Consider the following 24000-nt stretch of genomic DNA (forward strand, 5'->3'; position numbering starts at 1 on the left):
AAGTACTACCTCTTTCTATCTTAAAATTTTCTTCTTTAGCAAATTGTATCATATTATTTTACCATTTATTCCTTGTGTTTTCAACACGAAAAGTCAGAAAAAGTATAATCAAAAACTGCCGATACAATTCAGGTTCTTGATATCGGCAGTTTTTGATTCTATTATACATTTTATGCAGAATGATTCACGCAACAAATACCAGAAGAATCATTTTTCCGCTCCATTAGTTCGAGAAGCAGACGACCATCGATATTTCCTCCGGAAATAATCAATGCTACATTTTTACCGCCGATTCTCTCCCTATAGTTCTGAACTGCAGCAACAGTAGTACAGCTTCCAGCTTCAGCAACAATTTTTTCTTCCATTGCCATAAAAGCAACAGCCCTCGCAATAGATTTCTCTGAAACTGCAATTAAGTCGTCCATACAGTCAATCACAGGCTGTATTTCTATGACCTGCCTGATATCCTCTTTACTAAGCACTTTGATATGATACATGTCTTTCACCTCTTTATTTATTTGGTATTCCGGAACATATTTGCGATAACGCCTTAAGAAAAAGAGCGCTGAACTTCATCCTCCGCAATAAAGCGGCCCTAGCAGAATGAAGTCCAACGCTCATAACCCTATACCCGGGGGTATAGGAAGCATCATCTTATTGAATTCGCTATTACATTAGCATATCTATTTTTTAATTGCAAGTTTTTTTACAATATTTTTTTAATTAACATTTTCCAGATTGAAAGAATATGATAAAGAAAAAAAGAAAGGAGTACTCCTATGTCAATATTTAAAGGTTCCGGTGTAGCCCTGGTTACGCCTTTTAAAGATGGCAGAATTGATTACGATGCCTTAGAACGCCTCATCGAATGGCATATAGAAGAAGGTACTGACGCCATCATCTCCTGCGGCACTACTGGTGAAGCCTCCACCTTAAGTGCTGTTGAAAAACTTTCCGTCATTGAATTTACAGTACAGAAAGTCTGTGGCCGCATTCCTGTTATTGCCGGCGCAGGTACAAATGATACATCCCATTCCATGTACTTAGCTAAAGAAATACAGTACGCTGGTGCAGACGGACTTTTAGTCGTAACACCTTACTATAATAAAGCAACCCAAAAAGGTCTGATTTCCCACTATAATATGATTGCCGACTACACTGATCTTCCAATCATCCTCTACTCTGTAAAAAGCCGTACCGGTCTCAATATCGAACCGGAAACCGTAAAAGAACTGAGCAAGCACCCTAATATTGTCGGTATCAAAGAAGCCAGCGGTGATATATCCCAAATCTGCCGAATTGCAGCTTTGTGCGGAAAAAACTTCGACCTGTATTCCGGTAACGACGACCAGACCATTCCAATCATGTCTATAGGTGGTATCGGCTGCATTTCCACAGTCGCAAACATCATTCCAAAAGACTACCATCAAATGACAGAAGATTTCCTGAAAGGAAGATATAAATCTGCTGCGAAGTTGCAGCTGAAAATGGTGCCTCTGATTCGTGCTCTGTTTGCAGAGGTAAATCCAATTCCTGTTAAAGCAGCACTGCATATGATGGGCAAAATTGAAAAAGAGTATCGGCTGCCAATGTGCGAGCCTTCCAACCAAACCCTCTATCAACTCTATGACGAGATGGCAAAATATGGGTTAAAGGTAAAATAGTATCCTCTGTACATTAAAAAAGCGCCTACACACTTTGCATAAAATCTCTCAGAGCTTCGAAACTTTTTAATAAAAAAGAGCAGTCAAAAAACTGCTCTTTTAAACACGTTATGAATCTTAAGCTTCAGCTACGACTTCTTTGCCATCATAGTAATTGCAATTCGGGCATACTCTGTGCGGAAGTTTCGGCTCGTGACACTGCGGACAAATAGAAAGTCCTGGTAATGCTTTCTTCATGTTCGGGGATCTTCTCTTGTCTCTTCTAGCTTTAGATGTTTTCCTCTTTGGAACTGCCATTGTCTACACCTCCTCGTTCTTCTGGTTCTATGCTAAACAAATAATTTTCGTCAACTTCTAAAGTATATACTTAAACGCTTTAGATGTCAACATTATTTTGCATATTTCTTTGTAAGATTGTAGGTGTCTCTTGCAATCATCAATTCTTCGTTAGTCGGAATCAACAAGAGTTTTACTTTAGAGTCTTCTGTAGAAACGATGGTTTCTTTTCCTCTTACCTTGTTCTTGATGATGTCAAGTTTAATTCCCAGATTTCCTAAATCTGTACAGATTAATTCTCTCATATTCACGTCGTTTTCACCAACGCCTGCAGTAAATACAATTGCATCTACACCGTTCATTTCAGCAATGTAAGCACCGATGTAGAATCTCACTTTTCTAGCGAATACTTTCAGTGCTAATGCTGCTCTTTCGTTTCCTTCTGCAACTGCGTCCTCCAAATCTCTGAAATCGCTGGAAACACCGGAAATACCCAGTACACCGGATTTCTTGTTCAGGATTTCGTTGGTAACACCCTGCGGCAGGTTTTCTTTCTGTCTGATATAAGTTACGATAGCTGGGTCAATGTCTCCGCAGCGAGTACCCATTACCAGACCTTCCAGTGGAGTAAATCCCATAGAAGTATCGATACATCTGCCGTGTTTGATTGCAGATACAGATGCGCCGTTGCCCAGGTGGCATGTGATCAGCTTCAGGTCGTTGATATTTACGTTCAACATAGAAGCTGCTCTCTGTGCTACGTATTTGTGAGAGGTTCCGTGGAAACCATATCTTCTGATACCATGCTTTTCATAGTATTCATAAGGAATTGCATATAAATATGCTTCTGGCGGCATAGTCTGATGGAATGCTGTGTCAAATACACCTACCATCGGTGTATTTGGCATTAACTCTTTGCATGCAGCAATGCCGTATAAGTTCGGTGTGTTGTGCAGCGGCGCTAATTCTACACACTCTTCTAGTGCTGCGATAACAGCATCATCGATGATAACAGAATCAGCAAACTTTTCGCCTGCATGCACAACTCTGTGTCCTACTGCACCGATTTCATCCATAGATGCAATAACACCGTATTCTGGGCTCTGAATTGCGTCCAGAACCTGCTTAATTGCGTCTTTGTGATCGTTCATAGGGACTTCGGTCTTAACCTTGTCCATTCCGATTTTCTCATGTGTAATAACAGAACCATCCATGCCAATTCTCTCAACCAGCCCCTTTGCCAGCAGAGACTCGTTTGTCATGTCTAATACCTGGTATTTTAATGAAGAACTACCACAGTTAATTACTAATACTTTCATTCCAATCCTCCGTGTTTCTCTTGTTGTATAATCGCTCCAAAAATTATACACCTAAAACATTCCAAAATCAAGGAAAATTTAGATTTCGATATATGGTTTCATAATATAATCCGAGTAATCATACAAATCGCTTTTTGTGATAATGTTATACATGTCCGTAGCCAGAATGTCCTTATCTAGCGTATCTGCTATCTGCGGACAGTCTTTCAATTCTTTATTGATATTGGTCAGAATCGGCAGAATTGCACATTCCTTTTTTTTGACCTCTTTGAGAAACTTCGCACCTATATCATCCAACGCTAAAATTCTGATGTACTTGGCACTGCCCAGCACCGCCTGTTCGTCAATGTCCAGCAGAATCTGCGTCAATAGCCTAGACACGCGGCTGTAGGTATAGACCTTGGACTTAATTCGCTCGATGAGCTGCTCCGTAGAAGATACATACCGAATCTCATTTTTCAGCTTGTTGCCCAGTCCTTCACCTGCTGAAAAAATTTCCTCAAGGCGCTTGCTGTCACTTTGCAGAATCTTGGCGCCAACAAGTTCCCAGTAGGAACGGTCAATTCGCTGAAATTTCTCAGGATTTTCCTCTCTCATTTCTTCTCTGATTAAGGTGGCAGACTGATGATATCCATAACCTCTGCGTTTCAGCGTATATGGCTCCATCGTCTTAATCTGCTTCAGATATTCGATTGCCAGAATATTATTGGGCTCCTTAATCAGATTCTCGTCAAACTCCGGACAAAGCTCCTGCACCGCAAGCTGTCTCGCTTTAGGATAGGAATGTCCCTGTTTTGTCAACATCTGAATCTTCTCGTGAATCTCCTCATGATGCGTATTTAAAAGCTCTGCTGCCTCAAGCAGAGCTGAAAGATCTCCGCTTTCACTGCCGAATGCAATAGTGTCAATACAGCCAAAGCCCTCCAGAATCCCTACGCCACCTTCTGCAAAATATTCTGCGCTGTTACCTGCAAAGACAGTGGGAAGTTCAACAACCAAATTAACACCATTTTTGACAGCATTCTCTGCACGGCTCCACTTGTCAGCAACCGCCGGTGTGCCCCGTTGCACAAAATTTCCGCTCATGACTGCTACACATATATCTGAACCGGTATCCTTCATGGCTTTTTCTATCAGATACTGATGTCCCTGGTGAAATGGGTTGAATTCTGCAATGATTCCTAAACTTTTCATTACGTTTACCTCTTAGTCTTTTCAATATACTTTTAGTATACCACAAAACTTCCCAAAGCAAAAGTCAGGATTGCACAAATCACGCCATGACTTAGTTTCATCACAAACAACTGGCGAAATGTTACATTGCAGCCGCGGAGCATGCTCATAGACTGCCCCATGACGGAAAGTCCTCCAAAAGTCACCACAAAAGCCGCCAGCGTAGTTTTGACAAGCGGTGCACACTGACACATGGCAAGACTGTTACAGCCCACCGTCATTTCAAGAAACCCCTTGACTAAAGCTGCAGCCTCGGCAGTCGGCAGAAAGCTCAGTACCCCGGAAAACTGGAGCAAATCAGTACCAATCATAAAAAGGATAATATAAGCCAGGATAATAGCAATTGCCCGAAAGCTGTCAATGATAGCGTCGGTCAGAATATTATAGTAAGTGTCCTGTCTAATAAATGCTTTCCGCCTTGGCGTACTCGCCTTTCCAGTAAGCCCTCCATAAAACAGACTGTTTATCAGAGCACTGACATAGTGACATACCGCAAGGAGCACGCCCAGCCCGTGAGAATGGAGAAACTCCACTCCCACAGCACCGATAAGAAAGGCTGGACCTGTAATCATGCTGTAGCTTAAAATTCTGTAAAGCTGCCTGTCGTCAATCATACCTTCTCTGTAATAATCCCCTGCTACCCTTGCGCCCATAGGATATCCAGATAAAACGCCCATAACAAAAGGATAAACACTGGGTGAAATTCGATTTACAACGCCAGTATGCTTCAAAAAATTTGCCGCAATAAAAAACGGCAGCAGCATTGGAACCACGGAGTTAAGCCACAGATTAATTGCCTCCTTTGACGCCGCCGCAGTAACCTCCGGATTCATAACCATAATTACACAGCACAGCACTGCGCTTCCTATTACAATTCTATTTTTCTCAAAAAATTTAAAACCCATAGTAGAGAGTATTCTCGCCGGCTTCCTTTTATGATATAATATCTTATCAACTTTTTTCAGGAGGGTAAAAATGGAACTTTATATCATCATAGGCGTCATAGTCCTGCTTTTCATCTGCTATATCCTCTGCTTTAACAAGGTGCGCAAGCTCCGTGTTAAGGTTGAAGAAGGCAGCTCCGGTATCGACGTGGCGCTGGAAAAACGCTTCGATCTTTTGAACGAAGAAATCGAAGCAGTCAAAAAATATTTAAACCACGAGCGCGAACTTTATAAAGATATCACGTCTTTGCGGCAAGGTACCGCCTTAGAAGAAAGAAAACTGGACAGACAAGAACATCTGTCAGAAGAAGCCTTAGACGCTATCAATACAGAAATTGACAGTCATGCAAACCGCATGGCGGCGCTTCGCAAGGACATGAAGCAGCAAAATCTATTAAATAAGAAAATCGGTCTGATGTCTAGTATTCACAGGGATCTTTCCGGTATCGGTTCTTCCGTCAATGCCCTTGCAGAGCAGTATCCAGTACTTTACTCCAGCATTTCCATGGAACATTTTCAGAAATCCATTTTCGATGCGGAAGAGCACCTGCAGGCTGCAAGAAGACTTTATAATGCCAATGCTTCGCTATACAATCAGGCACTGTCCGTCATACCTACCCTATGGATTGGAAAAATCCACGGCATGAAGCCAGCGTCCTTCTACGAAGTAGAGGAATCCAAGAAACAATTTACAGTAAATTTTAACTGAGGAGTGAAACGATGGAAAATCACGAAAATCATATTTCAGAAGAAGCACTTGAGAAACTTCGGCGCAAAGCAAAAGTCAGAACTTATGCGACCTACATACTGGCGCTTCTTGTGCTTCTCGGCTCCCTTCCCTGCTTTTACATGTTTTTAGAAGGCGAAGAGGACAGCACAATCCTTCGCATTTTAGAATCCGTATTCGGCTCTGCCGTCCTTTCCTGCGGCGCACTGGGACTCTTTTGGATAGTTCTTGCAAGAAGCGCCTACAACCGTTTTGACGAGACCTTTAAGACCCGTTATGTGCTGCCTCTCATCAAGACGCAAGCAGGCTTTTCCGACCTTCGATATGTGCAAAAAGCTGGCTTTGATTGGGACGAAATCAGAAATGCGGCTGTAGTTGCCTGCGGCGACAAAAAATACTATGAGAGCGAAGATTTACTCATGGGTAATTACGAAGGCATTCCCTTCAAGTTCAGCGATGTCACCACGAAACGAATCGTACACAGAAATAAAAAGAACCGCATTGAAGAAATCTTCAGCGGTCAGGTGTTGGGCTTCAAACAGTACGGCTTAAAAGAAAGCGACGGTCATCTGCAAATTTTCCAGAAAGAATTTCTTTCCAACATCAAAGGCTGGACTGCGGAACACAAAATCGAAACTGACAATGCCCTTTTCAATAAGAAATTTCAAATTTTTGCTGCCGATGAGCACAACGCTTACTACATCCTGACCCCGCAGCTTATGGAAAAAATTATCACTTTTTCTGATGCCATCGGGGAACAAATCGCGATTGCCTTTCGCGGTGGCTACATGTTCATCGCAATCTGCAGAGTAAGAAGCATGTTTAATCCATACGTGGATAAACCTGTCAGTGAACAAACCAAGCTGATTCTAGAAGATATTTCCATTCTGCAAAGAGCAAAGGAAATTCTCATAAAGCCTTCAGAAGCTAACGAAAACGAAAGCTAAACAAAGCTCCCTTCCGCGAAGCAAAACTTCAGGTGGTTGCCCGGAAACCTTGTTCTTTCAGACAATAAAAAACGAACCCCTTCCGTTTAACTTGATTGGGTTCGTCTTTTTTAGCTCACTTTTAATTGCTTACGCCTCCTGCGGCTCGCTTCTCAGGATGACCTCATCTTCTCCTTTCTGGGTACGATAAGCCATCGATTTTATTTCATCGCGGTTGCTCTGCAGCACACCGCCGATTTCCTCAAAGGTCTTCTCAAGATTTGCATACATTTCGCCGAAATATTTCAGATTCAAATCTTCCATTCTGCCCTGCATATCGTAAAGCATTTTATCTACGTAGTCATAAGTACGCATTTTCAGTACCCTGGCGTATTCCTCAGACTGCATCCTGATTTCTTCTGCCAGCTTCTGAGCGCGAAGCGTAATATCGTCATGCTCTACAAGATAATCTGCCTGTTTCTTAGCTTCCACGATTACCTTTTCGTACTCGGATTTTGCTTCACTGAGAATTCTTTCTTTCTCATCCTTTACCCATTTAGCCTGCTGCACATCATCAGGAAGACTGAGTCTGATTTCCCGCACAATTTCCAACAACTCGTTGGCGTCTACCATAATTTTGCCTGTCAGCGGCAAACCAGGGGCAGTATCGACGATATCTTCAATCTCTTCTAATAATTCTAATACTGTCATATGATCCTCCTAATTACTTGCTGTATTTTTCTTTTATCCTTTTCAAAATAATTTCCGGAACCAATCCGTCTACACATCCATTCAGCGAAACTACTTCTTTTATCATGCTGGAGCTGATAAAAGAATACCTCGGACTTGTCATCAGAAATATCGATTCAATTCCTTTGTCGAAAAGACAGGCATTCATTTGCGCCATCTGAATCTCATACTCGAAGTCTGATGTTGCTCTAAGACCTCTAACCACTGCATCAAACTGATTTTTATTGACATAATCTGCCAGAAGCCCTTCAAATGAATCCACCCGGACATTATCAAGTTGTGCGGTCACCTCTTTAATCATAGCAACTCGCTCTTCTCTTGTAAAAAGCGGATTCTTATTAGGATTTACAATCACTCCCACTACCAGCTCATCAAACATCTTGGATGCTCTTGTAATGATATCCAGATGTCCGTTTGTCATCGGGTCAAAGGAACCCGTATACAAAGCTTTCTTTGTCATTATGCCTGTTCCTCCCCGTCATTGGCTTGCACAGCTTCTACAAAAGCGGCATGTCTGTAAATACTTACCATAATCTTGCCATATTTCTTTTCTTTTACTTTTATTAGATTGCCTGCCTGCTGCGGCACAGGGTCATGAACACCGTGTTCTGTTATTATTATACCTTCTTCGTCCAATAAATCAAGTTCATCTATCTGATTCAGGCATTTTTCATAAAGACCATCTTTGTAAGGCGGATCGATTAAAAATACCTGCACCTTTTCTTTTATTCTGCCGAGGGCTTTGCTGTAGTCTCCAGCAAGAACCACGGATTTATCTTGGGCAGTGCACTTTGCAATATTTACTTTTATCAAATTTAGGCTTTCTCTGGAATTGTCGCAAAAATAGCAGCGCTTTGCACCTCTAGACAGCGCCTCAAGCCCCAGATTGCCTGTTCCTGCAAAAAGATCCACGACCACAGCGTCCCAAATATCATTCATCAAAAGATTAAAAATCGCTTCTTTTACTTTATCGGTTGTAGGCCTTACATCGTAGCCGATTGGCGACTCAAGTCTGCGTCCCCTGTATTCACCGGTGATAATTCTCATATGTAATCCTTTCTGATTTTACAATCAGTCATAATGGTACTTTTCATGTTAACTATGAAATTATATCACAACTTCGCGCTCAGGGCAAACGTTTCTATCAATTAGAAGAAAAAGCAACGAAAAAGGACCATCTCAAAATAATTGAGATAGCCCCTTCTCCAGTGTGAGTTACAACGTAATCGTTATTTTCCAGCTAACTGCTGTTCAGCCATTTCTACAAGCTTCTTAGTCATATAGCCACCTACATAACCATTCTGTCTTGCAGTCATGTTACCCTTGTCAGCCTGTTCGTAGTTGGACAGACCCAGTTCGTTTGCAACCTCAGTTTTCAGGTTGTTTAATGCCGGTTTTACGTTGGCACTGTTTGTTTTCTGCTGTAAATTCATATCTTTCACCTCCTGTTTACGTTATTAATTTAACCCGTCAGGAGATTTATATGTCTTGTAATTTTTGGATAAATTACAGTTCCAGTTTTATGTCCTCGCCGAACATTTTCTGTATGCGCTGTTTCAGCTTTTGCAGTTCGCCCGCCTCAAGATTCGGATCGCTGTCAATGATTTTCTTCGCAGCGTCTTTCGCTTTTTCCAAAACATCTGCATGACGCACAAGGTCGCTTAAGTGCATTTCCGGAAGTCCGTGTTGTCTGGTTCCAAAGAGCTCGCCCGGACCTCTAAGCCGCAAATCCGCTTCTGCAATTTCAAAACCGTCAGTCGTGCTGCACATAATCTGATTTCTCTCTTTTGCTACTTCGCTGTCAGAGCCGCTTATAAGGAAGCAATAAGACTGATCGTCACCTCTGCCGACTCTGCCCCTTAGCTGGTGCAGCTGAGCAAGTCCAAAACGCTCTGCATTTTCGATGACCATAACCGTAGCATTGGGCACATTGATACCGACTTCGATAACAACTGTAGAAACCAGCACATCAATATATCCCTTTGCAAATTCCTGCATAATGAAATCTTTTTCTTCCTGTTTCATAGCGCCATGCACAAGCGCCACCTGAAAGCCCTTCAATTTGGCAGAAAGTTCCGTGTGAAGTTCCTCGGCAGATTTTGCGTCCACCTTCTCTGATTCTTCAATTAGAGGCGCCACCACATAAGCCTGTTTGCCGGCTGCCAGCTGCTTTTTCACAAAGCCGTAGACTCTGCCTCGTTCATCGCCATGAAACAGAGTGGTCTTGATGGCTTTTCGTCCTTTCGGCATAGTTCTAATCTGAGAAATGTCCAAATCTCCATAAAGAATCACCGCAAGCGTTCTGGGAATCGGCGTCGCTGTCATGACAAGAATATTAGGATTTTCCCCTTTTTTTGACAGTAAACTTCTCTGATTAACACCAAATCTATGCTGCTCATCTGTTATTACCATGCCCAAATTTTTAAATTTTACGTCAGGCTGAATCACCGCATGGGTACCAACCAGTACCTGAATCTCTCCTCTGCAAAGTTTTTCCAGCGTCAACCGCTTTTCTGCCGCTTTCATAGAACTGCATAAAAGACCTGTTTCTATACCGTAAGGCGCAAAATCCTTCGTCAGAGACTGTAAATGCTGCTTAGCAAGGAGTTCCGTCGGCGCCATCATAACGCTTTGGAATCCGCATTTTGCTGCTGCAAACATTGCCATCTCCGCCACCACGGTTTTTCCGCTTCCTACATCGCCCTGTATCAGCCGGTTCATTACTTTCTCGGAAACTAAATCTTTCTTCATATCTTCCCAAACGGATTTCTGCCCCTCCGTAAGCGTAAAAGGCAGGTTTTCGATAAACGGCTCAGCCTTCCCGCCGTCGATAACGATACCGCCGGTGTCCTTTCGAGTTTCATTTTTAATATAGAAAAGACCTGTTTCCAGCGTCAAAAGTTCATCAAAAATCAGTCTGAACTTCCCTTGCAGCATACGTTTTGCATCCTTTGGAAAGTGAATATTTTCCAGAGCAAAGGCTTCGCTTGCCAGTCTGTTTTCCTGAATAATTTCTTCTGGCAGCCATTCTGTCATATTCTCGTAAAGCGCCGAAATCTGCTTCTGCAGTTTTCGGATTTCGTTCTGAGAAATGCCGGAAATGATTGGATAGACCGGAATAATCCCTCGAACATCTGAAGGATCTCCTTTCTTGTGGAATTCCGGGTGTACCATCTGCATTCTGTCATAATTAGCAGTCACCCTGCCGTAAAAGGTATATTCCTGATTGATATTGAAAAGATTCGCAATATATCTGCCATTAAAAAAGACTACTTCAACAGTGCCAGTTTCATCGGCAACCAGCAAGGTCAACGGCGTATTTTTTTTGTATGGATTTCCTGAATAGCGTCTTGAAAGAATTTTGCCGCAGACCAGCGCATCTTTGCCTGTCTGCAAAGATTCCATCGGAATCACTTCTCTTCTATCCTCGTATTTTCTTGGAAAAAAGCATAGCAAATCTTCTAAGTTTTGAATGCCTGCCTTGACAAAGCTCTGCGCTTTTTTGGGACCGATGCCTTTTAAAGTATCTATTTTATCAGTGAGCTGCATATCGTTTAATTACCTCTAAATTTCTTCTTGCAATTTGTCTGGATTTTACGCCAGTAATACGAATGACAATCTGTCTCGGCTTCTGCCCCAGTTTCTTCTCAAGCTGATTTGCAATATCATCACCCAGCGCATCGGTCAGACTGCGAATGCTGGTTCCAAATTTAACAATAACAGAAAACGCCAAATCCACACTTTCTCCGTCAAAACTTTTCCCAGTCTCGATATGACCCGCAAATTCGCTAATACTGTATTTCTGGTCATTACCAATCTGTCGTCCTTTTTTGGTTGCAGGAAAAACACGACCCGAACAAATTTCACTTTTAAAACATTCCGATATCACCTGAGCAAACATGATATCAGAAATAGAAATATCACCTAATTCTGTTTCTTTTAATATAGTCAATGGAGCACCTCTTTAAATTTCTCTACCTATTTCCTGTTTTTTCATATACTCTGCCATTTTGTTACATAATGGCTCTTTTTCATATAATGCATAGTATGCGTCATCAAATTCGTCAAAAGGCTGACGTTGCAACAGCTCTGCACAATCTTCCAATCTCTCGATAGAATAGGAATGTAACACCTTCATAGAACTCATCATCGCCTAAAGCATAAAACTCTTCCTCTTTCATTTCTTTGTATTTCTTTGCTTCAGCTTCAGCTTCTTTGATCAGCTTTCTTGCAGCTAAAATATTTCTAATAATGCCCATGTTACTTTCCTTTCCTGCAAATTCGCATGTTATGTATAGTTTACCCTCCAAAAGAAACTACCGCAAGTATTTTCTGTCGCCGGTATGGTTTGCAAACTGTACCTTCCTGAAAAGCTGGAATTTACCGTACTCTCTCAATATTGATAATATCAAATCCAACTTCTTCGTACAGCATTAAAGCTTTTTCATTCCATTTAGCAACATGTAGAGAAATAGGCTCATTGCTGCTTTGGCGAATATAGTTCATCCCCCACAATAAAAGTTGTTTTCCATATCCTCTATTTTGAAATTTCTTATTGACTATCAAATCATCTATTTCGCTTCCACAACATGCGACAGAACCAATAATTTCATCTCCGCTTGCAAGTAAAAAAATATCCTTATCTTTTTCACTAATCTGTTTATAGTCACTCAAGAAATTATATGGCTTAATATCAAGTGCTTTTCGCATTTCATAAAAGCAAGCATTGTATATCTTCATGTATTGTTGAAAATACTTCTCGTCATACGGGACACACTCGATACTATTTTTTGCAATATCATCTTTTACATATTTCATTTCATATGCTATGATTTCCATGTTGTAATCGCCTCTCCACAACTTCCGATATATCGACTTCTCCTTGCTAAAGCATAACACAAGGTCCATCGTCATGCAACTTTTACTGACGTTTCCTGCTGTCTTTCTCCACAAATCCATAAAAAGCAGTCACCAGTTTCCCCTCTTTCGCATAAAATAAAGTCAGGTGAATTTTATGGGAAATTATCATAACTGCAATAAAAAAAGAAAGGCTTTCTGCCATTATAAAGAAGCCAGGGATATTGGATTTATTCTGCTTGTATTTGGCGTAATCACGGTCTTCGCCTTTTTTCTTCCGCCAAAAGCCTGGATTCTGCTCCTCGGTGCGGTACTTGTCATCTGCGGCATCAGTCTTCTAAGAAAATGATACAAGTTGCAAATTGGGTTAGGTATCGCCGTAGCTTCTTGCTGCTCAGCCTTCGCCTTCGGCTCGTCTTTACAGAGAAGCCTCGCGTTTGAACACCTATCCCGATTCACACTGTGAATCGTTAGAAGGTGTCATACAGGAATTGCCCGGCTTTAGCCGGAATGCAATTCTTCAGTTGACCTACCATCAATTTGCATTGCAAATTGGGTTAGGTCATAAACAAAAAACCCACTGAATTCAGTGGGTTTCTCATCGCCTCATTAGATGGCACGGTTAATCTTGTTTGATCTGATGCATCTTGTACATACATTGGCTCTTCTTACTGTACCATTGTCATTGATTCTTACAGTCTGAATGTTTGCATTCCACTTTCTTCTAGTGTGTCTGTTGGAATGGGAAACAGCGTTTCCAGAAACCTGACCTTTTCCGCAAATTTCGCATTTTCTTGACATCTACCGCACCTCCTTATAATATGTTAAGCATGTCTTGCATTTCTTCATTTTAAATCTGTTCACATCGAACAAGCGATATTATATCACAGTTTCTATAGTAATTACAAGTATTTTTTCACAAATACCTTAGAAATTTTCCAAGATTACTGCCCTGCCTGCAAATAATGAAGCTGTAAGATCAATAACCCGCTGATTTCTGCTGCCTCGAAACAGTAGTGTCAAGTCTCGCAGGCTTTCCTCATACTTTCCATCAATAAGGATGTCCACTGCAGCAAGGAGTTCTGAAAGCGGCAAGTGTGCCTTTGCCATTTCAAGGAGCTCCTCAAAAGTATAGCCGGAATACATGATAATGGAAAGGTTTCTCTTTTTAATTTCCCTGGCAAGTATGAGAAATCCTTCCGGCTGACAAACAGGCTCTCCTCCACTGAAAGTCACGCCGTCCAAAAGAGGATTGGCATCGATTTCTGCTAAGATTCGCTCTATGCTGCAGTCGTAGCCGCCCTCAAAGTCATGGGTAACTGCATTGTGACAGCCTGGACAGTGATGTGGACAGCCCTGACTGAAAACGACGAACCGGATACCCGGTCCGTCAACAATTGATTCTTTTACGACCCCTGCAATGCGCAGAGTTTGTTCATTGTTATGTTCCATAGCTTATTAGATTCTTTCAAACCCTTCTCCGATTCCATGTTTTACACGATCCTTTTCCTCGGAGGTTTTTGCATCATTCCAGTGATCCATGGTTCCTACCAGATATCCAGTGATTCTTCTGATTCTTTCAAAATCAGGATTGCCATCCCCTTCTCTGCGTCCGCATGCCGGGCATTCATTATCAATAATGCCCGTATAGCCGCATACAGGATCTCTATCTACTGGATGGTTGATAGAACCATAGCCTACACCACTTTCTTTCATACATCTTACAACCTTTTCAAAGGCATCCACATTTTTCAGCGGATCTCCATCCAGTTCAATGTAAGAAATATGACCGCCGTTGGTCAGGGCATGGAACGGTGCTTCCTTTTTGATTTTATCGAAAGCATTAATATCATAGTAAACCGGTACATGGAAACTATTGGTATAATAATCTCTATCAGTTACACCCGGAATCACACCGTATTTTTCTTTATCAATTCTAACAAATCTGCCGGAAAGTCCCTCCGCAGGAGTTGCAATCAGAGACCAGTTGAGACCAGTCTTTCTTGCTTCTTCATCCATACGCTTTCTCATATATGCCACAATTTCAAGCCCCAGCCTCTCAGCTTCCTCAGATTCTCCGTGATGTACGCCGAGCAATGCTTTTAACGCTTCTGCAAGACCAATAAAGCCTATGGTTAAAGTGCCGTGTTTCAGTACTTCTTCCACTGTATCGTCCGGCTTTAAGCCTTTGGAGTCAATCCAAACGCCCTGTCCCATGAGGAATGGGAAGTTCTTGACTTTCTTCAGGCACTGAATCTTGTATCTTTCATTAAGCTGGCCGATGGCAGTGTCAATCATATGATCAAGACCGTCAAAGAAAATATCTATATCGCCCTTTGCCTTAATAGCAAGTCTCGGCAAGTTGATAGAGGTGAAAGAAAGATTGCCTCTTCCGTATACGATTTCCCTGGACGGGTCATGCACATTTCCGATAACCCGAGTTCTGCAACCCATATATGCACATTCAGTCTCTGGCCGTCCTTCTTTGTAGTACTGTAGGTTAAACGGAGCATCCAAGAAAGAAAAATTTGGAAACAGTCTCTTTGCAGATACCCTGCACGCCAATTTAAACAGGTCGTAGTTCGGATCTTCTGGATTATAGCTAACGCCCTCTTTTACCTTGAAAATCTGAATCGGGAAAATCGGAGTTTCACCGTTGCCAAGACCAGCTTCTGTCGCCTTCATGATGCACTCCATGACAAGACGTCCCTCCGGAGAAGTATCGGTCCCGTAGTTCAAAGAACTGAACGGCACCTGTGCCCCTGCTCTGGAATGCATAGTGTTCAGGTTATGAATCAATGCTTCCATCGCCTGATAGGTTTTTCTTCTGATTTCTTTGTCTGTAAATTTCTTCGCCATCTTCTGCAGCTTTACAATCTCCTCAGAAGAAGCATATTCTTTCAAAGATTCTGCCTCAAGTTCCAGATAATTGTTGTCCCATGCCATGCAAGGGGCAACGCCGTACTTTTCTTTGATAGTTGCAGTAATAGCCTTTGTCTTGGCTGCCCCGTCCTCTATATCACAAATTCCCTCAAGGAGCTTTCCTAAATTTCTGTAGTAAAGCTTTATGAAAGATTTACGAACGCCTGGTGCCATGCCATAGTCAAAGTTTGGCACAGACTGACCGCCGTGCTGGTCATTCTGATCCGACTGAATCGCGATACATGCCAAAGCCGCATAGCTTTCAATGCTGTTTGGCTCTCTCAGATGACCGTGACCTGTGGAAAAACCGTCCTTTAACAGCTCTACAAGGTCAATCTGACAGCATGTCATAGTAAGCGTATAAAAATCCATATCGTGAATATGAATATCACCATTTTCGTGTGCCTTTACGTATTTCGGATCAATGACGTACATCTTGTAGAATTCCTTGGAACCTTCGGAACCGTATTTGAGCATAGTTCCCATCGCGGTATTTCCGTCGATATTAGCATTCTCACGCTTTACGTCATTATCCTTTGCTTCTTTAAAAGTCAAATCTTCATAAACGCGCATCAGTTTGGTGTTCATATCACGAACCCTGGTACGTTCTGCTCTATAAAGAATATATTCCTTTGCTGTTCTAGCATGCCCTGCTTCAATCAAAACCTTTTCGACAGCGTCCTGAATCTGCTCTACAGTAGGCGTTGCATTGTGACAGATTTCCAGAAGATAAAGTTCCACCTGTCTGGCAAGATATGCTGCCATATCTCTGTCCTTACCACCCAGTACCTGAGCCGCTTTAAAAATAGCTTCTGTTATTTTCTCTACATCAAAATTGACTGTTCTGCCGTCTCTCTTGACAATTTTCATGATGCTTTCCATTTCGCAATTTCTCCTTAACATCCACAATATCTAGTACTTTTTTCAATTTTTCCCAAAGTGATTATACTATTGTTACCACGGAAGGTCAACCTCTAAACAGCAATAATTAAAAAAAATACAAAGCAGTTAAAAAGCACATCATTCTCGATGTGCTCATTTCAATCAGTTCAACCTGCTACTTATTTATGAAGTTTCTCGTAGTACTCTGCTCTCAGCATGGACTTTAACTGAAGATTGATATATTTTCCATTTTTCTTACCGGCATTCCTCATGAGACCCTCGTTTTTAAATCCTACTTTCTCGTACAAAGAAGCGGCAATCTTATTTGCTTCAAAGTGGTCAATAGTGACCCTTTCCATATGCAGGTTGATAAAAGCATACTCCAAAATCAGGCGAAGTGCTTCTTCCCCATATCCCTTTCCGCGTTTAGACGGATCTGCAATATAAATTCTGGTGACATCCAGCGAGTCATCATGCGTGTCAATTCTGGAAAGATAAATTTTTCCGATAGGTTTATCCTCTGGTTTTTCTGTAATAGTAAACTGCATCTTCGTGGGATCCAGATTATATTTGACATACTCCGTAACGATCTCTTCATAAGACCTGCCTTCATCTATGGTAAAAAACTCCGTCACTTCCGGAAGCGTCTCCCACTCCGCAAAATACTGGCAGTCATCAAATACCGTTTCCCTAATGATTAAACTCTTTGATTCCATCTTTTATCTCCCGTTAATTCTTAAGATTGTGTGAAGTTTTTCAAAAAAACTACTAATTTGTCCTTATTTATGGTATCATTATATATGATTTTTTATGTAAAATAAATGATTATTTCAAAAAAAAACAAAAATAAATAAATACAATGACACAAAGGAGATTTACTAATGAAGAAGCTGGTACCATTCATACTGCTGCTCTCTTTGATTGGAACATCTCTTTTTTCACTCAGTGGCTGTGCTGAGGAAGAAGAAGATTTATCAGTCAAAATTCAAGAAAAGATTGTCGCTTACCGGACCGATTTAGAAGACTCTGCAGCAACGCTGACTTCAGATGAAGCGATTCGCGACTATCTTTTAAGCTGGGCAAAGCAAAAAGGTATTAATTGCACTACAGACAGTAGTCAGAACGTTATCATGAGTGTGAAATCAAGTAAAGAATATAAAGAAGCAAACCCTACTGTTATCCTCTGCTCCTATGATGCAAAGCAGTTTGAGGACTGCATCATCCCTATGGCATGTGCATTATATCTTGCAAAAAATAACGAAAATACAGGAAAACTTCGTATTATTTTTACTAACGATTCCGGTCACAGCTACGACGGAATCAAGGCCTTAAGCAAAAATTACTTTACCGATAATACTAGCGTATTCTGTCTCAACTACAGTGACAGAAACATGTGGTCCACTAACACCGGTGGCAGATCCACCTACCGCTTTACTACTAAGGTTTCCTATACAGAGCCTTCCAATGACAAAGCCTATCGCATTAAAATCGGCGGTCTTCCGGGCGGTATACCAAGCTCCCGCATTTCCTCCTATCCAAATGCAATCAAGGAACTTGGAAATCTTCTGGCATATTTTAAAACCAACGCCCTGATTTATGAACTTTCCAAGGTCAGCGGAGGCAGCAACGCAAACACTTATCCAAAATCTGTCTCTGCCACTATCGTCATTGACGAGGATGATACCGACAAGTTTGAAGCTAGAATGGAAACTGCCATTGAAAACTTTAACGATGATTATCTGGAAGATTACCCAGAAGCGACTTACACTTACGAAGAAGTCGACCTTCCAAAGCGCGTCATGACGGAAGAAAGTCTTAACGATACCATCAGTCTTTTGTATACCCTCATTGACGGCGTATACTATAAAGACGAAGATGATAATCTCATCTCTATCTCCAGTATCGGCTCCATGAAAGAAAAAGACGGCGTGTACACCATTTCAGCAACAGCTAACAGCCTGTCTGAATCCGTTCTATCTGAGATAGATAATCAGTATCAGATTATCTGCGGGCTTGCCAATGCCAACTACAAGAAAGTCTCTTCACAAGACGGCTGGCAGTCAGACGCTGATTCTGATTTTGCCCGAGCAATTATTAAGGCATTCCGGGATTACGCTAACGCACAGATGGAATTTAAGGACTGTGTTCCTTCTACGAACACCTCTTACGTATACGAAAAGAACAAAAATTGCAATATCATTAATATATCTTTCAACGAAGACAAACTGGAACGATATACAGGTACCATTCTCACCTTCCTTCTGAATCAGCCACACACAGAAGAGAGCGAATCGTAACATTAGAAACAACATATATAAAAGGCATGCCGAAAGTGAATACACTGCCGAGCATGCCTTTTATATATATGTGAGGGATTATCTTATTTTTTTCTTTTGCTTGCAATATCCGCGGCTGCAGTAAACAACACATCTGTAGACGAATTCAGAGCTGTTTCGCAAGAATCCTGAATGACACCTACGATGAAACCAACACCTACCACCTGCATAGCCAACTCATTTGGAATACCAAAAAGCGAACATGCCAGTGGAATCAAAAGCAGCGAGCCGCCTGCAACGCCGGAGGCACCACACGCACTGACAGCAGACAAAATGCACAGAATCAAAGCTGTAACAAAATCCACTTCTACACCCAAGGTATGGGTTGCAGCTAAGGTCAGAATAGAGATAGTAATCGCCGCACCACCCATATTAATAGTTGCACCCAGCGGAATAGAAATAGAATAAGTGTCTTTATCCAGCTTAAGCTCCTCGCAAAGCTTCATGTTTACCGGAATATTGGCAGCAGAACTTCTTGTGAAAAAAGCGGTAATACCGCTGTCTTTCAGACACTTCAGTACCAGCGGATACGGATTTTTTCCCGTCATTACGTACACAATGATTGGGTTGACAACCAGAGCCACAAAAAACATGGTTCCAACCAGCAACAGAATCAACTGACCGTAGCTGAGCAGCGTCTTAATTCCACTGGTAGCAATCGCGTTAAATACTAAGCCCATCACGCCTAGAGGCGCAAACTTGATGATCCATCTGACAAGCTGAGAGATAGCATCTGCCACATTAGAAATCATTTCCTTAGTTGAACCGCTCGCCCCGCGCAGCGCAATGCCAAGGAGCAAAGACCAAGTTAAAATACCAATATAGTTGGCATTGAGCAATGCATCCACCGGATTTGCGACAATGTTAAAAACTAAATTCTTCAGCACTTCTGAAATACCGCCTGGAGGCGCTACATCGCTGGTAGTGTCAGTCAGTACCAGTTGTACTTTAAAAATAAAGCTTGCAACAGCAGCCACAGTACCAGCTAAAAAAGTGCCCACAAGATACAGTCCAATAATGGATTTCATATTCGTCTTCTGTCCTGTCTTATGCTGAGAAATTGCTGCCATTACCAGAAAGAATACCAATATCGGCGCTACGGCTTTTAGTGCTCCAACGAACAAATCTCCTAAGACGGCAATCCCGGAAACCTGATTTGGAAGCGAGAGAGACAGGATGATTCCGATTACTAGCCCAATGATAATCTGCTGTACCAGGCTGATTTTATTCCAGCCCTGCAATAATCTTTTCATTTGTTCCTCCTAATCCGACATGTATGTCCTTTATATTTAAAAAACGCCTTTCGCCACATTGGCAGAATCAGTTGCGTCTTTTACATAGTAGTCTGCGCCAATTTCCAAAGCGTAATCTTTTGTTAAAACAGCGCCTCCAACCATAATCTTACAGTCCGGTGTAGTCTCCTTTATCAGGCGAATACTTTCTTTCATGGAAGGAAGTGTCGTGGTCATCAGTGCTGACAGCCCAACTAGCTTAATTCCTTTGTCTGCTACGGTCTTTGCAATCAGCTTGGGATCTACATCCTTACCAAGATCGATAATATCATAACCATAATTTTCCAAAATTACCTTGACAATATTTTTTCCGATATCATGAATATCGCCCTGCACCGTCGCAATAACAATAGCTCCCTTGGACATCTGCTGTGTTCCGCTGCTTACAATTCGCTCTTTGATTACCTCAAAAGCGCTCTGCGCAGTCGAAGCGCACAGCATGAGCTGCGGAATAAAGATTCTGCCTGTTTCAAAATCCTTTCCTGCCCTGTCCAAAATTGGAATCAAAGTATTATTGATAATATCTATAGGTTCTCTTGTCCTCAGTTCTTCCAAAATGAGCTGCTTACAATTCGCTGCAAGACCATTATTAATCGCATATTCGATTCCGCTGACTTCTTCAGCGGCTTTGGACTGTTTTGCTGCAGGTGCAGCAGTTGGTGCCGCCGTTCCAATTTCTTCACTATACTTAGCGATATAGTCCTTTGCGCCTTTGTCCACGTTCATAATCAGCTTATGGACCGCCACAGCCCTCATCATATCCGGAGCACCCGGATTCATAATTGGAAGGTCAAGACCAGCGGTCAGCGCCATCTGCAGGAAGTTATGGTTAATCAGGGCACGATTCGGCAGTCCAAAGGAAATATTAGAAACGCCCAGAACAGTTTTCAATCCCATGGTTTCTTTGATATATCTGATTGCAGTAAGCGTATTTGCAGCGTTTTCCTGCTCTGCAGAAACGGTCAGGGTCAGACAGTCTATATAAATATCTCTTTTCGGAATACCCAGCGCCAAAGCCCTGTCCAAAATTCTCTGCGCAATTTCAATACGCTTTTCACAAGTCTTTGGAATTCCATCCTCGTCTAAAGTCAATCCCACTACAGCAGCGCCATATTTCTTTACAAGAGGAAGAATCTGTGCCATGGACTTTTCTTCGCCGTTGACAGAATTTACAATCGCCTTGCCACTATAGACTCTTAAAGCCGCTTCAATGACTGCAGGATTTCCTGAGTCAATCTGCAGCGGTGCATCAGTGATACCCTGCAGAGCTTTCACAATGTTTACAATAACCTTTTTCTCGTCTATTCCAGGTACGCCAGCATTGACATCAAGAATTTCTGCGCCATCACGAATCTGGTCAGCTGCCTGCGACAGCACATAGTCCATATCCCCTGCTTTCAGTGCTTCTTTCAGCTTCTTTTTGCCGGTCGGATTGATTCTCTCTCCGATGACTCTCGGCTGATTGATGATGACAGTCTTTTCCGGGGTACAGACTGCCGGTGGAATATCCGGATCCTGCAGGCAGTATTTCCTATCCGCCAAAGCAGTGTTCAAAGCTTTGATAAACTCCGGCGTCGTGCCGCAACATCCGCCGACCAGCTTTACGCCGTACGGAATCAGCGCCGCAGTAGATATAGCAAATTCCTCTGCTGACACGTGATAGGCACCAGTTGCAGGATCAGGAAGTCCCGCATTTGCCTTTGAAACAATCGGAAGAGTCGTCCACTTAGAAAGCTCCTCAATCAGCGGCCTAAACTCATCCGGTCCAAGGGAGCAGTTCATACCGATTGCATCCGCGCCAAGCCCCTCCAAAGTCATTGCCATCGCCCGCACTTCCGTTCCCGTAAAAGTTCTCTGATTGGCTTCAAAAGTCATAGTACAGATGACAGGAAGGTCCGTGTTTTCTTTCGCTGCAAGAAGTGCGGCCTTTGCCTCGTAAAGGTCGGTCATTGTTTCTATGATAATTAAATCCGTGCCGACGCCTGCCAGAATCTGCCGCTTGAACATATCGTATGCTTCCTCAAAGGACAGGTTTCCGTTAGGCTCCAGCATTCTGCCGATTGGTCCGATATCCAGCGCAACCTTTGCGCCAGTTCCTGCTGCCGCTGCTTTCGCATTCTTGACAGCCTCCGCCATCAGTTCCTCCACAGAATAGCCACAGCCAGCAATTTTATGCTCGCTGATGCCAAAGGTACAGGTACAGATCACGTCAGATCCCGCCTCAATATAGGAACGCTGAATCTTTTGAATCAGCTCAGGATGCGTGAAATTCAAAACCTCCGGCACCTTGCCAATTTCAATCCCCTGCTGCTGCAGAAGTGTTCCGGTTCCCCCATCTAAAAATATAAATTCTTTTCCTTCAAATAACTGTAGTAATTTATTCAATGATTTGCCTCTCTTCTCTCGTTAAAACAAAGATTTTACGCTTTCGCTAATTCGCTTTGCAACGTACGGATTGTTCATGGTGTAAAGATGTACGCCGTCCACACCCTGAGACACCAAATCTACAATCTGATTTACAGCATAAGCAATGCCCGCATCTCTCATAGCCTCAGGCTTATTTTCATATCTGGACATCATCTTAGTGAATTTTCTCGGCAAGCTGGCACCGCATAAAGATACCATTCTTTCAATCTGCTTTTTATTGGTGACCGGCATAATTCCCGCTTCAATCGGTACATTAATCCCAGCGATTCTTGCCTTGTCCACAAAATCGTAAAACACCTCATTGTCAAAGAACAGTTGAGAAATCAAATGCTGCGCACCAGCATCAACTTTCTTCTTTAAATTAAGAATATCCTCTACCTGATTTCTGCTGTCCAAATGTCCCTCCGGATAGCATGCGCCGGAAATGCCAAAATCATAATCCTTGGTTTCCTTAATAAAGGTAATTAATTCGCTGGCATGCTTAAATTCCTTTTTAGGCGGCACATCCGGCACTAAATCACCGCGAAGCGCCAAAATGTTTTCTACGCCGTTGTCTGCCAATCTGCGGAGAACTTCAGATACCTCTTCTTTGGTAGAGTTTACGCAGGTCAGATGTGCTGCCGACTCAATACCGTACTTCTGCTTAATTGCTGAGGCAATTTCGCAGGTAGAATTATCCGCAAGGCTTCCGCTTGCACCGTATGTAACACTGATGAAGTCCGGTTTAATTTCCTGCAGTTCATCTAAGGTCTGATAAATGGTTTCTATTGGATTATTTCTCTTTGGAGGGAAAACCTCAAAAGAGAAGATTGTCTTTTCCTGATTAAATAATTCTGCTAATTTCACATCTTTACCTTCCTATTCGTATATTTTTACTCTTTATTGTATACCCACAAACTATATTTTTCAATACTTTTAAAACAGAATCGGTTTTAAAACTGAATCTGCTTCCATTCATTTACTAAATCTGTCAGTGAAAATCTTGCATTGGCTGGACTGGTTGATGGAAGCTGCACAGCTGCAACACCTGTTTTTTCTGCGAGAAACCTGTCATAAAGCTTCTTTGCCAGTCCACCGTTTGCATAAACTTTCGTTATTCCTGTTTCTTGTAATAGACTTGCCACATCAGCAGCTGTCACATTTTTGATAGAACTGTCAGAAGATCCGATGATATCGCAGCTCTCTACCACATCCCAAATCGCCACTCTGTTTCTAAGAAGCAGTCCCTTCTTTTCATCAATTGTCTGAGGAACCGGTTCCTCAAAAATTTCTGCAAGAACTTTCCAAAAACGGTTCTGTGGGTGTCCGTAGTAGAAGCAGGATTCTCTGGATTTTACAGAGGGCAGCGTGCCTAAAATCAGCACCGTGGAGTCTTTATCGTATACTGGTGCAAAAGTCTGCACCACATGTTCATAATCTGCCATAAAGTCAGTTCCTTTCTTCTA

Annotated in this window: 26 protein-coding genes; 5 read left to right on the plus strand and 21 right to left on the minus strand. The window is 42.2% G+C overall.

Features of this window, described 5'->3' with window-relative positions:
* Positions 1–170: 170 nt before the first annotated feature.
* Positions 171–497: a hypothetical protein gene (locus V1225_RS10230; RefSeq protein WP_251614493.1), complete on the minus strand. Its 327-nt coding sequence runs from the start codon at positions 495–497 to the stop codon at positions 171–173.
* Positions 498–779: 282 nt separating this feature from the next.
* Here V1225_RS10230 and dapA point away from each other — a divergent pair, with 282 nt between their 5' ends.
* Positions 780–1664 carry a 4-hydroxy-tetrahydrodipicolinate synthase gene (dapA, locus tag V1225_RS10235; protein ID WP_160201361.1) on the plus strand — a complete coding sequence of 295 codons (885 nt, stop codon included), beginning with the start codon at positions 780–782 and terminating at the stop codon, positions 1662–1664.
* 117 nt (positions 1665–1781) lie between these two features.
* On the opposite strand, the gene rpmF is transcribed toward dapA, so the two are convergent.
* From rpmF to V1225_RS10255, 4 genes are all read right to left on the minus strand, one after another.
* A complete protein-coding gene (gene rpmF / locus V1225_RS10240; protein ID WP_160201360.1) occupies positions 1782–1961 on the minus strand; it encodes a 50S ribosomal protein L32 in 180 nt (59 codons plus the stop codon).
* Between the two features lie 92 nt (positions 1962–2053).
* Positions 2054–3259 (minus strand): acetate kinase, encoded by a 1206-nt coding sequence (locus tag V1225_RS10245; RefSeq protein WP_160201359.1) that lies wholly within the window; start codon positions 3257–3259, stop codon positions 2054–2056.
* Between the two features lie 78 nt (positions 3260–3337).
* On the minus strand, positions 3338–4453 hold the full coding sequence (locus V1225_RS10250; protein WP_161908453.1) for a nucleotidyltransferase family protein: 1116 nt from the start codon (positions 4451–4453) through the stop codon (positions 3338–3340).
* Between the two features lie 32 nt (positions 4454–4485).
* Positions 4486–5397 carry a hypothetical protein gene (locus V1225_RS10255; RefSeq protein WP_160201357.1) on the minus strand — a complete coding sequence of 304 codons (912 nt, stop codon included), beginning with the start codon at positions 5395–5397 and terminating at the stop codon, positions 4486–4488.
* Between the two features lie 70 nt (positions 5398–5467).
* Between V1225_RS10255 and V1225_RS10260 the strand changes: the two genes are divergently transcribed.
* Entirely contained in the window at positions 5468–6145 is a 678-nt protein-coding gene (locus V1225_RS10260; protein WP_338546338.1) for a LemA family protein, read from the plus strand.
* Positions 6146–6156: 11 nt separating this feature from the next.
* Complete coding sequence (locus V1225_RS10265) at positions 6157–7110, plus strand: DUF3137 domain-containing protein (RefSeq protein WP_338546340.1); 954 nt, start codon at positions 6157–6159, stop codon at positions 7108–7110.
* 129 nt (positions 7111–7239) lie between these two features.
* Here the strand turns inward: V1225_RS10265 and V1225_RS10270 are convergent, their stop codons facing one another.
* The 8 genes from V1225_RS10270 to V1225_RS10305 form a co-directional block, all read right to left on the minus strand.
* The gene (locus V1225_RS10270; RefSeq protein WP_338546342.1) at positions 7240–7800 is read right to left on the minus strand and encodes a hypothetical protein; all 561 of its coding nucleotides are present in this window, start codon (positions 7798–7800) and stop codon (positions 7240–7242) included.
* A 13-nt stretch (positions 7801–7813) separates the two neighbouring features.
* Positions 7814–8299 (minus strand): pantetheine-phosphate adenylyltransferase, encoded by a 486-nt coding sequence (gene coaD, locus V1225_RS10275; protein WP_160201353.1) that lies wholly within the window; start codon positions 8297–8299, stop codon positions 7814–7816.
* Positions 8299–8886, minus strand: coding sequence for a 16S rRNA (guanine(966)-N(2))-methyltransferase RsmD (rsmD, locus tag V1225_RS10280; RefSeq protein ID WP_160201352.1), 588 nt, complete (start codon positions 8884–8886; stop codon positions 8299–8301). Before rsmD ends, coaD begins: the two co-directional genes overlap by 1 nt.
* A 182-nt stretch (positions 8887–9068) precedes the next feature.
* Positions 9069–9272 (minus strand): alpha/beta-type small acid-soluble spore protein, encoded by a 204-nt coding sequence (locus V1225_RS10285; protein WP_160201351.1) that lies wholly within the window; start codon positions 9270–9272, stop codon positions 9069–9071.
* Positions 9273–9345: 73 nt separating this feature from the next.
* Positions 9346–11388, minus strand: a complete 2043-nt coding sequence (gene recG, locus V1225_RS10290) for an ATP-dependent DNA helicase RecG (protein ID WP_338546343.1) — start codon at positions 11386–11388, stop codon at positions 9346–9348.
* Positions 11375–11791: a hypothetical protein gene (locus V1225_RS10295; RefSeq protein WP_338546345.1), complete on the minus strand. Its 417-nt coding sequence runs from the start codon at positions 11789–11791 to the stop codon at positions 11375–11377. The genes recG and V1225_RS10295 overlap by 14 nt, the downstream gene beginning before the upstream one ends.
* Positions 11792–11903: 112 nt before the next feature.
* Complete coding sequence (locus V1225_RS10300) at positions 11904–12098, minus strand: hypothetical protein (protein ID WP_338546347.1); 195 nt, start codon at positions 12096–12098, stop codon at positions 11904–11906.
* A gap of 121 nt (positions 12099–12219) precedes the next feature.
* A complete protein-coding gene (locus V1225_RS10305) occupies positions 12220–12678 on the minus strand; it encodes a GNAT family N-acetyltransferase (protein WP_338546348.1) in 459 nt (152 codons plus the stop codon).
* Between the two features lie 175 nt (positions 12679–12853).
* Between V1225_RS10305 and V1225_RS10310 the strand changes: the two genes are divergently transcribed.
* Positions 12854–13045 (plus strand): hypothetical protein, encoded by a 192-nt coding sequence (locus tag V1225_RS10310; RefSeq protein WP_251614507.1) that lies wholly within the window; start codon positions 12854–12856, stop codon positions 13043–13045.
* A 260-nt stretch (positions 13046–13305) separates the two neighbouring features.
* Here the strand turns inward: V1225_RS10310 and rpmB are convergent, their stop codons facing one another.
* From rpmB to V1225_RS10330, 4 genes are all read right to left on the minus strand, one after another.
* Positions 13306–13497 (minus strand): 50S ribosomal protein L28, encoded by a 192-nt coding sequence (gene rpmB / locus V1225_RS10315; protein WP_160201345.1) that lies wholly within the window; start codon positions 13495–13497, stop codon positions 13306–13308.
* Positions 13498–13623: 126 nt separating this feature from the next.
* The gene (gene nrdG, locus V1225_RS10320) at positions 13624–14148 is read right to left on the minus strand and encodes an anaerobic ribonucleoside-triphosphate reductase activating protein (RefSeq protein WP_160201344.1); all 525 of its coding nucleotides are present in this window, start codon (positions 14146–14148) and stop codon (positions 13624–13626) included.
* A 6-nt stretch (positions 14149–14154) separates the two neighbouring features.
* Positions 14155–16500 (minus strand): anaerobic ribonucleoside triphosphate reductase, encoded by a 2346-nt coding sequence (locus V1225_RS10325; protein WP_160201343.1) that lies wholly within the window; start codon positions 16498–16500, stop codon positions 14155–14157.
* 179 nt (positions 16501–16679) lie between these two features.
* Positions 16680–17216: a GNAT family protein gene (locus tag V1225_RS10330; protein ID WP_160201342.1), complete on the minus strand. Its 537-nt coding sequence runs from the start codon at positions 17214–17216 to the stop codon at positions 16680–16682.
* A gap of 165 nt (positions 17217–17381) precedes the next feature.
* On the opposite strand from V1225_RS10330, the gene V1225_RS10335 reads away from it, so the two are divergent.
* Positions 17382–18797, plus strand: coding sequence for an aminoacyl-histidine dipeptidase (locus V1225_RS10335; RefSeq protein ID WP_161908444.1), 1416 nt, complete (start codon positions 17382–17384; stop codon positions 18795–18797).
* 83 nt (positions 18798–18880) lie between these two features.
* Here the strand turns inward: V1225_RS10335 and sstT are convergent, their stop codons facing one another.
* From sstT to V1225_RS10355, 4 genes are all read right to left on the minus strand, one after another.
* Positions 18881–20089 (minus strand): serine/threonine transporter SstT, encoded by a 1209-nt coding sequence (gene sstT, locus V1225_RS10340; RefSeq protein WP_251614520.1) that lies wholly within the window; start codon positions 20087–20089, stop codon positions 18881–18883.
* 36 nt (positions 20090–20125) lie between these two features.
* Positions 20126–22513, minus strand: coding sequence for a homocysteine S-methyltransferase family protein (locus V1225_RS10345; RefSeq protein ID WP_251614522.1), 2388 nt, complete (start codon positions 22511–22513; stop codon positions 20126–20128).
* A 21-nt stretch (positions 22514–22534) separates the two neighbouring features.
* On the minus strand, positions 22535–23401 hold the full coding sequence (gene metF, locus V1225_RS10350; RefSeq protein WP_160201338.1) for a methylenetetrahydrofolate reductase [NAD(P)H]: 867 nt from the start codon (positions 23399–23401) through the stop codon (positions 22535–22537).
* 86 nt (positions 23402–23487) lie between these two features.
* On the minus strand, positions 23488–23979 hold the full coding sequence (locus V1225_RS10355) for a DNA-deoxyinosine glycosylase (protein WP_161908441.1): 492 nt from the start codon (positions 23977–23979) through the stop codon (positions 23488–23490).
* Between the last annotated feature and the right edge of the window lie 21 nt (positions 23980–24000).

Source organism: Emergencia sp. JLR.KK010 (assembly GCF_037018265.1).
In the GTDB taxonomy this organism is placed as follows: domain Bacteria; phylum Bacillota; class Clostridia; order Peptostreptococcales; family Anaerovoracaceae; genus Senimuribacter; species Senimuribacter intestinalis.